Genomic DNA, 13,848 nt, shown 5'->3' with positions numbered 1-13,848 from the left:
TTTATTGGCTGCGCTTGCCCGCTCGATAGGCCGACCAGCCGCGCCATGCCAACAGCAAAATCATGTTGAAAATGAAGGTGGTAATGGCAAAGCCAGGCTTGAAATCGTGCTTCCAAACCAGCGAGCGCAACACGAGTCCAATGGGTGCAGCCACACACCACGCCAACGCGGTGCGTTGCAAGGCAGTTTTGGTATGTTCGCTGACCGCTGGGGTGTAAAGCTTCAGCAGTGGCGCGGCAACGCCCCAGCCAATTACGAATGGCGCAGCTACATTAATCACTGCATCTGCATTCACACCTTCCTCGTGCGAAAGCCGCCCAATAATCACAAATAAGGCAAAAATCGCCACATCGCCAACAATCAGGCCAATCACACGGGCTGAGTTGTCGGGCGTGTTGCTAAGTTCTTGATTTGTCGTCATGGTCAAATCCTTTGTAAAGCAATTCGCTATCTTGGATTGTAGCATAGGCGCTCACTCCCAGTACGCTTCCCAGCGCTCGGCAAAAGCTTGTTTGAGCAGAGCTTGGTAGTGGCGGGTTTTGATTTTGACCATCCACAGATCGCCGCCACCAGTGCCGCCCTTACAAACAACGCCTTCGTGCACACCAAATTTGCCATTGCGCACATCCTCGAAAAATTGGCCAGTTAATTTGCCTTCGTAAACCACTCGCGCACTATTGAGGCTAGCAAAATCGGCGCTAAATTGCTGTGGCCCGATAAAACCATAGCCCTCAAGCCACACATCAAACAAACGCAATTCTTTGGGGTCAGCGGTTTTGTGCAGGCCTGCAAACGAGTTGGGGCCGAAAAATTCAGTAAACACCCGAATTTCATTGTAGGCTTGATAATTGGCATTGCGTAGCAAAATTTCGGTTAATGGCTCGGCCAAACTTGCCTGAAATAGATTTGGCGCTGCTTGAAGATGGGCATGCGCTTGGCTAAATTGCTTGCTGCCATGGCTGGTTAATTCAAAGGCTTCGCGACGCGTGCCAAAGCGATGCCAACCAAGCTCCCGATCCCAATCCCAGTGCAAATTTGTGCCATCGTATTTTTCAAAGGCCCAGCAACGAGTCAAGGGTGCGTTGCGGCTATCAGCCATTTTGGGATAATAAAGCATGATCATTCCTCAGCGCCAGATCATGCGTGCTGGATTTAGGGCACAATCTGGGGCAAATCGCCATTGATTAAGTGTATTTTCCAGCTTATCTCGGCTTTTGTACTTGGCAAATATTGATGATTAACCCGCACTTGCTGAACCACAACGTTATCCACAAGCTGGTGTTGATGGCCGAATTGATCGGTTAGTGTGCTGGTGATGACTGCGGTTTTGTAAAATTGATTCTCAGTATCGTGGAACGCCACAGCTTGAAAATGAACAGTGTGATTGGCGTAGATCGCCGTGGCCTGCTGTAACTGGCTGCGTTGCTGCTCAATCTGATCAACAAATACTGCTTGCTCGCTTAGGGAATCGGGTTGCTGCATATAGTGCAAATAGGCTTCAATCGCTGCTTGGGGATGGGCATGCAGCGGAACTGAATCTAAATTCAATAAGCCCAAGCCAACGAGTAACAAACATCCCGCCATGAGGAAACCAATTAGCCATTTTTGCATTAACTTCTCCCACTTAAACCCAAAGCCACAAGTGGTTGCTTGTGGCGTGTTGCTCGTTTGCAGGGTTGCTCCACAGCTTACTTAATGCGTTTGGCCAAGGCTTCAAGGTTGTGCAAACTGATGTGATAGTGTTGATCAACACTCAGATAGCGGCGTTGCTTGAAATAGCCGATCACTTGATTAACCCGCTCGCGTGATGCACCGACCAAGCCTGCCAAATCGCTCTGGGTAAGCCGAATCGGAATTTGCACTGTGCCAGCTTCATCGGGATGACCATATTTTTGGGCGAAGGCTAAAAGCTGACGCGCCACCCGCCCATGGACATCGAGGGTTGCCAAGGCCTGAATTTGCTCATTGGCAAGGCGTAAACGGCTCGAAAGCATGCGCACAAGGTTCAAGGTAATGACCGGAGCATTTTGCAATGCTTCCAAAAAAGCTGTGCGATTCATCCAAAGCAAGGTTGATTCTTCTTGAGTGACGACGGTGGCTGAGCGGCCAGCGCTATCGATTAAGCTCATTTCGCCGACCGTATCGCCAGCGCCAAGCATCGCGATGATTACATCGGTGCCATCTGCCTGCTCGACATGAATTTTGACCGTGCCACTCAGAATGATATAGACAACCTCGCCAGGTTGCTCGACCGACATCAAATTGGTTCCAGCAGGGAAGGTACGCCGCACCAAGCGTCGGCTAATGTGGGCGGCCTGCTCTGAAGCAAGGCCCTCAAATAGCTCAACATCGCGGAGTAACGCCAGTTCTGCATCGCTCAACATTGGGTTATCTCCTAGCATGCGCCAGCCAAAACTCTGATTTATCGTTGTTATGGTTGGATTCATGAGCGTCTTCCTCCACCTGCTACCGTTAATCAACTTATGACATCGGTGCTTAATGGCTCAGTCACATCCATGCTGGAATCTTCGCTACTGATTGTCTCAGGTTGCGGTTTATTCAGCACCAATTCCAAGCCTTCGCGGGCGGCAAGCGTGCCAGAAAACATCGACTGGGCATGCTGTTCAATTGCTTCGATCACATCGTCGCCATAATTTGGCTCGTGATGGAACAATACCAAGGTGCCAACTTTGGCTGAACGAGCCACATCACAGGCCATGGTGGCGGTTGAGTGACCCCAGCCTTGGGTCGAGCCAAAACCTGGTGCTTTGCCTAAGTAGTGATCCTCGGTGTATTGCGCATCGTGAATCAGTACATCAGCTCCTTGGGCAAATTGAGCTAGCCGTTGATCACCATTAATATAGCCTTCTGTGTCAGTGGCGTAGACAACGCTCATGCCTTGCCATTCAATGCGGTAGACCAACACACCATCGGGGTGTGCATATGAGCGCAGGGATTTGATCACGATCATATTCTCGTCGATATCGCTGAGATTATCGTGAAAACGATTGCGCAACATCGCCTCGCCGCGCTCCTCTGAGAGCAATAATACATCAGTTTCGCGAATGCTCGACACCATTTTTTGGGCGGGCAATTCGGCCATCGAAACCGGAAAAACTGGTGGCAACATGGTTTTGGCCAAGGTTTCTTCTAAATCGCGCTCAAAAATGCCAGGCCCAAAGATATGCATATTGGTATCGCCACGATAGGCAGGGGTGAAAAATGGAAAGCCCTGGGTATGATCGTGGTGCATATGGCTGAACAAAATCGTCACATCAATTGGCTTGCCGCTGGCTTTGGCGCGCGCATTCAGGCTTTTGCCAAGGTTAATAATCCCAGTCCCAGCATCGAGAATAATCGTGTGGCCATTGGCCTCGACCTCGACGCACAGGGTATTGCCACCGTATTTCAAATATTCTGGGCCGGAAACTGGGTGGCTGCCACGCACACCCCAAAAACGCACTGTCATGGTTGTCATTGGCTATCTCCTTCTGGGTTGACGTGGGTTTGATGTATCGTGGTTCTATTATGCCCAATTCGTAAACAAGCGGCTGTTAGCTAGCTCACACTTGCCCAACGAACTATAGCACAGGTTAATTGTGGATTAAAGCAACCATACAGGGGATTATCGGTGAGGATTCTGAGCCACCTATGGCCTATAGGTGGCTCAATAAATAGCTAGTTAGCCAATAAGCGATCAACCGCCGAGGTCAGTTCGGCCAGATTAGTCACGAGGTGAACCCGGTCGCAGAGCGGCGCGTAGAGCTGCATATCGCTATCGCCAGTGCCCCATTGGTAGGTATCTTCGGGCGTAAACCAGATTAAGCGTTTGGCATGGCGACGGATGGTTTGCAACGATTCCAAGCGCGGATTATTAAAGTTGTTGCGACCATCGCCCACAATAATCACCGTTGTGCGCCAATCAACTGTGTCCAAGTAGCTATGCAAAAAGGTATCGAGGCTGCGGCCAAGGTCGGTGTTGTAGTAGCCAGGCGGAATACTTTCGAGCACATCATTGACGCTAATATCAGCGCGACTATCGTTGAGTTGGTCGGTAATATCGTGCAAATTAGCAATAAACGCGAATGAATGCGTTTTACTCACTTGATCTTGCAATTCATAAATCATGCGCAGCATAAACTCAGCCACAGGCCGCATTGAGGTTGAAATATCGCAAATAATTACGAGCTTAGGTTTTTGTTGTTTCTTGCGATGTTCCAATTTCATCGGCACGCCATCATAGCGCATATTATTGCGCATCGTGCGTTTGATGTCGATTTGTCCTGCTTTATCACGCTTTTGGCGTAATGATGCCCGTGAACGCAACAAAGCTGCCAAACGGCGCACTTCTTGACGCATGCGCTGAATATCTGCATCGGAGAGCGAGCCAAATGGTCGATGTTGCAGATCGTCGCCATATTGCGGATTATAATCGTCGCTCATGCGCTCGGCTAAGCCAGAGCCAACAAATTGGCTAATTTGGTCGCGCATGGCTTGAGCGTTGCCCTGCATTTGCTGCATTATTTCAGCGAGGGCTGCCGCATCCATGCCGTCTGCTTCCAATTGTTTGAGCAAATCCTCAAGCGACTGTTTGAACTCGGTCAAGCCCATTTGCTGTTCCATGCGCCGTTCGACCCAGCGGCGTTGGTTGAGCGATTGAATATGATTGATGCCCGAGCTACGAGCCAGCCCCGCCAATTCCTCTGGCGTGAGATTTTGACCATCCATCAGGCGCTGCATTAATTCGCGAATTCGTTCGCGGAGTTGGGCAATTTCTTGGCGCAACTGCTGCAATTCTTCGGAATCAAGGCCGCTCAAGCCATTGGCTTCGCTAATCATCGGGGCATCGCCATGGCCAAAAAAGAGCGGAAACAGCTCCTCGAACTGGGCCTGATTGGTTGCATCTTTGACCAACGTTGCCAACAGCGCATCGTGAAACAGCTGGCGATCGGTGATGCCCAGCTGTTCTAAGGCATTAAAACTATCAAGGCTTTCGGCGAGCGACACACGAACTCCGGCTGCTCGCAGCGCCTTCACAAATGCCACAATTCGTTCATGCATCGGAACCCCCCTGCAAAGGATGAAGGATGAGGGATGAGGGATGAAATATCTTTGGATAAGGATGGATTATGAGCAATGCAGTAATACTAAAGAAGGCTTCATAATTCATCCTTCATAATTCATCCTTCATAATTCATCCTTCATAATTCATCCTTCATAATTCATCCTTCATAATTCATCCTTCATAATTCATCCTTTATTTCTGCGTCCTTCGTCGTTGCGGTTGCGGCCTGTTTGCATAGCGCGTTGGGTGCGTTGCAAATCGCTTTCATGTTTCAAGAGCACGGTCATAGTTTGATCGAGGGTTGCTTGGTCGAGTTGCTTGGCGTTGAGCAACACCAAGGCGCGTGCCCAATCGAGCGTTTCGGAGATCGATGGCGATTTTTTGAGATCAAGATTGCGCAAGCGTTGCACAAACTCAACCACTTGGCGCGCCATTTTGGCTCCCAACGAAGGCACTTTCAACTCAACAATGCGCAATTCTTCTTCGAGCGATGGATAGCCGACGAACAGATACATACAACGCCGTTTGAGTGCTTCAGAAAGTTCGCGGGTATTATTGCTGGTCAAAATCACAATTGGCCGATGGGCAGCTTTGAGCGTGCCAAGCTCAGGCACCGTAATTTGAAAATCTGATAAGACTTCGAGCAAAAAGGCCTCAAACTCAGCATCAGCACGATCAATTTCATCGATCAGCAACAATGTGGGCTTGGGATTGAGAATCGCCTTGAGCAATGGGCGTTGCAACAAAAAGCGCTGCGAGAAGAAAACTTCTTCTTCGGCGGCGAGGCGATCGGCGGCAGAGCGCAACGAATCGGCATCGGAAAGCAAATTGTTGAGCTTATCGCGCAAGAGTTGGGTATACAACATCTGTTTGGCATATTCCCACTCGTAGAGCGCCTTGGTTTCATCAAGCCCTTCGTAACATTGCAAGCGAATTAATTCGCGGCCTGTTGCTGCGGCCCAAGCCTTGGCAAGCTCGGTTTTGCCCACGCCGGCGGGACCTTCGGCCAAAAGCGGTTTTTCCAAGCGATCAGCCAAGTATAAAACTGTGGCAATTTGATCAGTTGGAATATAATTTTGGGCAATCAGCCCATCCTTAACAGGCTGAATTGGTTGCTCTTCCATAGAATGCTGCTCCTGTAGGCTTGGCGGAAAACTTGGTTTAGTGAGGGAGAGTTAGGGGTAACGGTCACACAAGTTAAAGTGTAGCACTTTTTTGATCAAATGCATGGTTGGATCAGTGGAGCATGCCCTTACAGCAACCCCTCTTACAAAGGTAGGTTTAAGATCCCCTCGCCCCAACCCCTCTCCCGTGGCGCGGGCGAGGGGCTTTTGGTTGTGTGGGTTTGGCATGATTGGTGGTGAAAATAGGTACTCCCCCTCGCCCGCGTTTTCGTGGGAGAGGGGGCTGGGGGTGAGGGCAGGTTTGAACCAATCGCTCAAACCTGCCCTTGTTGGGAGCGCGGGCCGAGGGTGAGGGAACGCTCAATCATTTAGCGTTTAACATTGACGCTTGGCAGATACAGTTCGTAATCAATATCGAACCGCCCGCCATAGGTTTCGACCCCAACGTTGCCAGCCTCGTCTTCAACCTGAATCATCAGTTGCAGTGGTTGGGCAGCGGTCGTGGGCAGGCTGGCTGAAATTTGCCAGCGCTCGGTCGTGCCAACTTGGAAGGTATTCATGCTGATGCTTTGCCAAGCGCCAGTGCTAGTTTTGACCAACATCTCGGCTTCAATTTCATCGCCTGGGCCATCGTCATCGCGCTCAATCACCATTGCGCGAATCTTGCCATCGCTGCTGCGTTGGGTATCGCGCACAATCGGTTCGAAGCTATCGTTGAGCAAATCGGCATCAGCGCCATCGCTCAAATATTTAAGCCGCAAGGTGATTGTGTTGAATTGGCGTAATTCGCCGCCGTTGGCCGTGCCTTTAAATTGAGTTGGAGTCAATAAAAGCTGCGAGAAACGCCGATCTTGGTTGAAGGGGCCGTTATCTTCGAGATTATCGCTCTCGAAGACACTATAGCTAAATGGCTGGTCGGGATACCAGCGATCAGCAAAATCGAAGCTTGGCTCGTGAGTCAGATAAATTTCATCGGTAATCAAACGAGTAACAAGCGGATTAAAGGTCGCGGTGGTTACGGTTGTGCCGCCAAGCAGCTGAATACCTTGCAAACGTTGCTCGCCAAAGCTATCGGCCAACGAAAGTGGAATATTAAAGTTGGGCAATGATGGCAAACCTGCCGCATTGACCATGGTGCTATTGAATGTTCGTCCGGTCAGCAAGCCTTCACTATCATTGACCACCGTAGCTTGGGCCGAAATAAGCTTGCCACGGCTAGTATTTTGGGCAGTTGTATAGCTAATGCTGAAGCTAAGATCGCGATCAATTGTATCGTCGGTGACAGTTGCCCTTTGCGCCACATTTGGCGGACAGGTCAAACAGCCGTGATCTTGGCGATCGTTTGGTGGGAAGGGAATTGGAGATTGCACCTTAACTAGGACCATCGGCATGCCATATAAGGTTGATTGCAGTAGCACTTTTTCATCATAGACGCTGAATGTGCCAGGCGTGCCTTCGCGCAAATAGGCTCGTTTAGCACGCACTAAACCATAGCCAACCGGGATTCCTTCATAATCGTTCGATTGATTCATCCATTCGCGGCCCATTTCAAGGGTAAATTGGGCCATGAGTTTTTCGCTATAGCCCACCAAATCGCTATCGCCATAGCCAAAACCAGTGTTACCAACCCAGATCCCATGCTGTTTGATATAGGCTTGGGGGAAGTCGATTGCTGCGCCACTGCCGCTCACCACATCACTATCGACGACGCTAAAGCCTGAGTGACAGCCAACGCTATAGCCTAAACGCCGAATTTGATAGGCACTTTCAAGCGTTGCGTATGGGTGATTATAGAGAACTGAGGCGCTCACAACATCGCTCGAAGTGGCAAAATTGGCCGGAATTGCCTGATAGTGGGTAAAGTGGGCATTGATCGATTGCGCTGGATATGGTGACTTGGAAAGATTATTATCAATATTTGGCAGCCATGTTTGCAGCAGATCATTGGCATTCCAGCTATCGTTAATTAAGCCAATTGGCCGTAGCCCAGTCAACATATTCAAGGTGCTTGAAACCATCTTAGCTTGGTCGGTCAAGAAATCGTAGCCCGTCACCAAACTGCTAGCTTGAGAATCTAAATAAATTTTACTATCTTCCTCAAAGGTAGAATACATATTCAGTTTTTTCAAATAAATATGAATCGAAGCTGGGCTTTCGACCAAGCGCCCAACGCTCAATTCAGGAACCCACAACTGGCGACCACGATAGGGAATTGGCTTGATCGCGCCATAAATATTGTCGGTCAAAATTGTTTTGTATTTAAGGCTGCTGGCGGTAAAGCTATTGGGGTCGATCTTTGAGCTAGCCAAATAATCGCTTTCATTGGCGATCACGGTTTCGTCGGGCACGCGATAGAAGGGCACAACTGCATCGCCGCCTACAATCGTGATATAGCGCAACATCGGGCAACGCCGCGCATATTGAGTGATCAGATGATGCACACCCTCGGCCAGCCGATTGGCATAAAATGGATTTGTGCGATGCGCATTCCACTGGGTCGCGGCATCGCTGAAGGCGTTGCTTGGCTGAATCCAGGCAATATTTGCCAAATCGACCACTAAGCCATTGGTATTCGGATCGTTGATATTATCGGAAAAACCAAGCAGTTCGGTATAGATGCTGGTGTTGTAGGGCGCAAAGGTTTGGTGAATATTGAGATAGTCGCTATGGGTGATGTACAACGCGCGCTTACAATCTGGTGGCTCATTTTGCACAATATTAAACGGAATCGGCGCAGGCTTGGTGAGATTCTCATCGTGCGTACCGCTAATGCGAAAGCTATACTCACCACTCTGATCATCATCAAAGGGATAAATCATCACATAATAACGGCCAGGAGTCCAAATAAAATCGTTAATAACACTGTTTTGATAGCCATATGCGCCAATGGCATCCAAGTTGCCAATGGCATCCAAGTTACCAATTGCGTCCAAGTTGCCAAGGCTTTCGATCTGGCCAATTGCGTCCAAGTTGCCAATTGCGTCCAAGTTGCCAATGGCATCCAAGTTGCCAATGGCATCCAAGTTGCCCAAAGAAACATGGCCCGTTTGGGTAATTGGTTGGGCTAAATCATAGAAGAGCGCAATGCCAAAATCGCCCATTGGATCGGTAAGCGAGATGCTTAAGGTTGTCGCAGGTGGCACCATAAACGAAAACCAGTCCAGATCCTCGCCATCAGCGAGCGCACCTTCAATGCCACAGCGATCGCCCATGGGCCAATGACAATTATTTGCATCCCATGGTGGGGCATAGGCAGTTTGCCATGTATCGTTAACTGCGGTTGTGCTTTCATTTTCGGGCAAATCGATTGAACCGTATGGACGAGCCTGAGCAGCAGGCGTTTGGGCATTGGTTAGCCCCACGCCTAGCCCAAAAATAATCACAAACAGAATTCGAATCCAGCGCGCCATCTGCATACTGCCTCCACAATGAAGCTGATTTCTTGGCTATTAATCAGCGAGTTTTGGTTGGATGATTGTTGCGAGTTGTGCCTGATAATGTGCCGCAAGCGTTAAATTACTGTCGCTTGTCATGGCAATGAGATGCTCAAGGCAGCTCCGAATATCCTCCTTATTGGTACATTGGCTCAAAATAGTTAAGGCTTGCTGACCTGCTTCAAGTGCAAGAGTTGGTTGCTGCAATTGCTGGAGTACCCGACTGCGCCACAATTCGGCCAAGCCTTCGTCGGCCTTGGCCGAGCGTTGTTGGGCTTGGCTAAGCGAAAATTCACAATAATCGAGCGCTCGGCTATAGGCAGCTTGGCGATAAAACAGCTCGGCGTAAATACGATACAGCTCGGATAAAAACGAGCTAACATTAATCTCATCAAAAATGGCGCGGCTTTGATCTAAATAGCTTTCAGCGGCATGAAAGTTCGCTTGGGCTAAGCAGGTATTGCCAATATTCATGGTTGTGATTGCTGCGCCTAAAAACGATTTTAGTTTATTCCACAGCTTAAGGCTTTGCTCAAAGGTATTCAGCGCTTGCTCAAATTGACCAGTTTTGCGATATAACTCACCCAAGTTAAGGCTCACGAGCGCTTGACCATAGCGATCATTGATCGAATCTTTGATTTGATAGGCTTTGAGGTAGAGTTGAATTGAAGGCTCCCATTGGCCAATATCGCTGTAGGCTGTGGCAGTATTATTGTAGGCATCGGCTAAGCGCGAAATTTCGCTGGTTTGTTCGTAAAGTTCAATGCTTTGGGTTAAAAGCCGAATTGCTAAGGGTCGATCGCCCAAAACTCGATGTGCGCTGCCCATCAGCAAATAGGCCCGCGCTTGCTCTGCTTGCAAGCCTAGCTCTTCGGCCAACGCCAAGGCCTGCTCGGCCCAAGCAATTGTTTCGTGGTAGCGGCCTTGGCGTTGATGCAGGCCCGAACCAAGCAACAACGCCCGCACACGCTCAACCGATTGCTGCTCGCCCAACAAGGCGAGTGCTTGTTGCAGCTGCTCAAAAGCTAGCTCGTATTCGCCTTGGCGCTCGTAAATTGTGGTGATATGGCGCAAAATGCGGGCTTCGCGGCTGTGGCTATAGACGCTACTTTGGCGCAATTGGGTTTGCGCTTGAGCCAAAATTGGCAACGCTTCAGCATAATCGCCTGCTTGCAGCAGCACATAACCCAAGCGCTCGGTCAATTCTTGCGCCAATGAATGCTCAGGTTTGCCCAAGTTGGGCAGCAACTCCAAGGCATCGCGATAATGAGCGCAAGCTTCTGCATTAAAATAGCGTTTTTGGGCGGTAATGCCAGCTTCGCGATAATAGCGCACAGCTTCGTGCCAATCCTCGGCGCGGGCATAGTGGCGCGCCAAAATCGGCAACACATCAAGCAAATTTTGGCGATAAACTTCTTGAATACGCGCTGCCACCCGCCGATGCAATTCACGCCGCCGCGCATACAAAATGCCTTCGTAGGCTACGTCGCGGGTTAGCGTATGTTTGAACAAATAGGCCAAATCGGCGGCAATATGGTCGGGCAACACCACGTCGGCGTTGGTCAGGCGATCCATTTGATTGACCAAATCGTCATCGTTGGTGATGCCGCGCAGAATTGTCAATTCAAAGCGGCGGCCAACCACCGAGGCAACTTGCACAGTTTCGCGAATCCGTGTATCAAGCCGATCTAAGCGCGCGGTAATCACGCCTTCAATCGTGGTTGGCAGGCTATCAAGCTCGCCGCGCAAATCCCAGCCGTCGCTGGTTTCGACGATAACGCCTTGCTGAATCAGACTACGCATCATTTCTTCGATAAAAAATGGGTTACCCTGAGGATTGAAAAAGCGTTCGTCGCTGCGTCGCCAGCGTTCGAGCAAAGCCGCAGGCAATGGCGCATTGCCAATAATTGCACTGGCCAAGGCTTCGCTTTCGGGCATGCTCAATTCGCTCAGCTCAAGCGTAATCGTCTGCTCAGGCCAATTCATGGCGCTCAGGCCTTTGGTACGCGAGCCAACCAACAAGGCAATCGGCGCTTGCTCGGCATGTTTGGTCAAGCGTTCGAGCAACTGACGCGATGAGGCATCAATCCAGTGGACATCATCCCATAAAATTACCAGCGGCGTAGCATTAGCGCTAGCCACAATTAATGCCACCACCAACTCAATCGTTTGATCGTGGCGTTGCTCCGGTGCGAGGGCTTGGGTCAATTCATTTTCAGCCAAGCTTACATGCAAAATATCGCTCAGCAAAGGCAAAAATCGCTCAAGCTCAGGAGCCAACTTACTCACCCGTTGGCTGATAATCTGAATCAAACGCTCGCTGGTCAAACTGCTATTTAAGCGTAGCACTTGGCGTAGCATCTCGCTGGCCGAAGCAAATGGCGTTGTTTGCTCATACAATTGGCATTCGATTGTAATCGGCATAAATTCGGGTACGTTCAGGTTTGGGTCGAACGAAGCCAACGATAAACGGCTGAGCAATTCTTCGAGCAAGCGTGATTTGCCAATCCCAGCCTCGCCAAAGATATTGATAATTTGGCCTTGACCTTGCAAGGCTTGGATGCTAATCGCTGCTAATTGATCAAGCTCCTGTACCCGACCCACCAAATCGGCGCGCATTGTTTCGCGACGCACGTTGTAGGCCCGATCAACCCGCGCTGGCTCGATTGGCTCGCTTTTGCCTTTGAGCGCCAAGGCTGGCAAGCTTTCGTAGGCAAAGGCATGGCTGGTCAGTCGCTTGACCGCAGGGCTAGCCAACACCTCGCCATAACGGCAAACGCTCATCAAACGCACAGCAGTATTGACCGGATCGCCCATGACGGTGTATTCGCGGCGAGTTTCGCTGCCTACAATTCCAGCAAAGACGTGGCCTTGGTTGATGCCAATTTGTTGGTCGAGCAAGGGCAAACGCAAATCGTGCTGTTGAATCAAGGCATTAATTTCGTTCATGGCCGATTGCATATCGAGGCCAGCCCGCACCGCTAGCTCGGTATCATTTTCGTTGGCTACTGGCGCACCAAAAATTGCCAACAATTTATCGCCATCGGCAGCCATATCGAGCTTGTTGACCACGCCGCCGTAGTGATTGACGATCTGTTGCATGCGCTGGTAGTAGTGGTTGAGCAACAGCGTGGCGCTAGCGGCATCGCATAATTCAACAATCGTGCTAAATGGCGCAATATGGGCAAAAACAATCGTTACCAAGCGAATTTCGCCACTTTTGCTGGCGGCGTTGCTGAGCAATTGCTCTTCGCTCATGCGTTGCGGCAAGAGGCCTTTTAGGCCGTGATAGATCGTTGCGAGGGCTTGCACCCGCTCCAGAGTAACTGGCTGAGCAATCGCCGTAACATTGGATTCTGCTTGATAGGGCGGATGTTCAAGCGTGGTCGTGAGGGCCGTAAATGGCGTATTGGGGTCGGCGGGCAAGCCAAGCAAGCGCATTGTATCTTTGGAGCACACCACCTCGCCAGGCCGCGCCAACTCTTGCGCACGGGCAACCAAGTTGACCGCAATCCCAGTCAGCATCAACTCGGCATGCTGCTGATCACCCAACAAGGCTGCAAAGGCCTCGCCGCTATGCACGCCAATCCGCAACGTAAGGTTAAATTGGCCAGCTCGAATCTGAATCTTGCCCAAACTGGCCATGGAGGTTTGCATGGCTTGGGCTGCGTGCGCTGCAAACAGGGCGTGCTGCACACCAAGTTTGGTTTGATCAAAAAAAGCGGTAACTGCATCGCCGCCAAATTTGATTAACGCCCCGCCATGGGCCTCAATATCAGCCACCAGCTGGTCAAACAAGCGATTGATAATGCTTGTCACCTGTTCTGCGCCCTCTTTGCCCAAGCGGGTCAGGCTTTCGGAAAGCGCCGTAAAGCCCGAAAGATCGGCAAAGAGCAACGAGCCAGTCCAATGTTCGCCATAAGGAATCGTCAGCGAGCCTTGTTTCAAGCGCTGCACAATTGGGTCGGGCACATAGCGCTGCAATTGCTGAATCCGTTGATCAAGCTGATGGTACAAAGCATCAAGCTGTGGTTGGGTAAGCGAAACCTCGGCCTGTTGAACTTGGCGCAACAATGAGGCAAATTCTGACGAAGAAGGCGAAATCGACATGGTTTAAACCTTCGCAAAGTAGCAAGCATCAATCACGATACCCTGCATTATAGAAGGTTCTGGCAACAAAACAACGGCCTACTGACGGGGATTTCTGAGCGACGTGGTATATTAA

At 50.3% G+C, this 13,848-nt stretch carries 9 protein-coding genes; all 9 read right to left on the bottom strand.

Annotated features, from left to right (window positions below; genetic code table 11):
• Position 1: 1 nt before the first annotated feature.
• A complete protein-coding gene (locus JOD20_RS02030; protein WP_204753674.1) occupies positions 2 to 421 on the bottom strand; it encodes a DUF3054 domain-containing protein in 420 nt (139 codons plus the stop codon).
• 51 nt (positions 422 to 472) lie between these two features.
• Positions 473 to 1,117 carry an RNA ligase family protein gene (locus JOD20_RS02025; RefSeq protein WP_204753673.1) on the bottom strand — a complete coding sequence of 215 codons (645 nt, stop codon included), beginning with the start codon at positions 1,115 to 1,117 and terminating at the stop codon, positions 473 to 475.
• 35 nt (positions 1,118 to 1,152) lie between these two features.
• On the bottom strand, positions 1,153 to 1,611 hold the full coding sequence (locus tag JOD20_RS02020; protein ID WP_204753672.1) for a hypothetical protein: 459 nt from the start codon (positions 1,609 to 1,611) through the stop codon (positions 1,153 to 1,155).
• 77 nt (positions 1,612 to 1,688) lie between these two features.
• On the bottom strand, positions 1,689 to 2,447 hold the full coding sequence (locus tag JOD20_RS02015; protein WP_204753671.1) for a Crp/Fnr family transcriptional regulator: 759 nt from the start codon (positions 2,445 to 2,447) through the stop codon (positions 1,689 to 1,691).
• A gap of 29 nt (positions 2,448 to 2,476) precedes the next feature.
• Positions 2,477 to 3,478: an MBL fold metallo-hydrolase gene (locus tag JOD20_RS02010; protein ID WP_204753670.1), complete on the bottom strand. Its 1,002-nt coding sequence runs from the start codon at positions 3,476 to 3,478 to the stop codon at positions 2,477 to 2,479.
• Positions 3,479 to 3,678: 200 nt separating this feature from the next.
• Positions 3,679 to 5,061 carry a vWA domain-containing protein gene (locus JOD20_RS02005; RefSeq protein WP_204753669.1) on the bottom strand — a complete coding sequence of 461 codons (1,383 nt, stop codon included), beginning with the start codon at positions 5,059 to 5,061 and terminating at the stop codon, positions 3,679 to 3,681.
• Between the two features lie 189 nt (positions 5,062 to 5,250).
• On the bottom strand, positions 5,251 to 6,189 hold the full coding sequence (locus JOD20_RS02000) for an AAA family ATPase (RefSeq protein ID WP_204753668.1): 939 nt from the start codon (positions 6,187 to 6,189) through the stop codon (positions 5,251 to 5,253).
• 368 nt (positions 6,190 to 6,557) lie between these two features.
• Positions 6,558 to 9,605 (bottom strand): hypothetical protein, encoded by a 3,048-nt coding sequence (locus JOD20_RS01995; RefSeq protein WP_204753667.1) that lies wholly within the window; start codon positions 9,603 to 9,605, stop codon positions 6,558 to 6,560.
• A gap of 33 nt (positions 9,606 to 9,638) precedes the next feature.
• A complete protein-coding gene (locus JOD20_RS01990; RefSeq protein WP_204753666.1) occupies positions 9,639 to 13,733 on the bottom strand; it encodes a tetratricopeptide repeat protein in 4,095 nt (1,364 codons plus the stop codon).
• Positions 13,734 to 13,848: the final 115 nt, after the last annotated feature.

Source organism: Herpetosiphon giganteus, assembly GCF_016907925.1.
GTDB lineage: Bacteria > Chloroflexota > Chloroflexia > Chloroflexales > Herpetosiphonaceae > Herpetosiphon > Herpetosiphon giganteus.
The sequence above is the reverse complement of the archived record's forward strand: the minus strand, read 5'-3'. Positions and strand labels throughout refer to the sequence as shown.

What these genes read in the sequence shown, in the direction of transcription:
- JOD20_RS02030 (WP_204753674.1), bottom strand. Translation starts at nt 421, where the DNA reads ATGACGACAAATCAAGAACTTAGCAACACGCCCGACAACTCAGCCCGT.
- JOD20_RS02025 (WP_204753673.1), bottom strand. Translation starts at nt 1,117, where the DNA reads ATGCTTTATTATCCCAAAATGGCTGATAGCCGCAACGCACCCTTGACT.
- JOD20_RS02020 (WP_204753672.1), bottom strand. Translation starts at nt 1,611, where the DNA reads ATGCAAAAATGGCTAATTGGTTTCCTCATGGCGGGATGTTTGTTACTC.
- JOD20_RS02015 (WP_204753671.1), bottom strand. Translation starts at nt 2,447, where the DNA reads ATGAATCCAACCATAACAACGATAAATCAGAGTTTTGGCTGGCGCATG.
- JOD20_RS02010 (WP_204753670.1), bottom strand. Translation starts at nt 3,478, where the DNA reads ATGACAACCATGACAGTGCGTTTTTGGGGTGTGCGTGGCAGCCACCCA.
- JOD20_RS02005 (WP_204753669.1), bottom strand. Translation starts at nt 5,061, where the DNA reads ATGCATGAACGAATTGTGGCATTTGTGAAGGCGCTGCGAGCAGCCGGA.
- JOD20_RS02000 (WP_204753668.1), bottom strand. Translation starts at nt 6,189, where the DNA reads ATGGAAGAGCAACCAATTCAGCCTGTTAAGGATGGGCTGATTGCCCAA.
- JOD20_RS01995 (WP_204753667.1), bottom strand. Translation starts at nt 9,605, where the DNA reads ATGCAGATGGCGCGCTGGATTCGAATTCTGTTTGTGATTATTTTTGGG.
- JOD20_RS01990 (WP_204753666.1), bottom strand. Translation starts at nt 13,733, where the DNA reads ATGTCGATTTCGCCTTCTTCGTCAGAATTTGCCTCATTGTTGCGCCAA.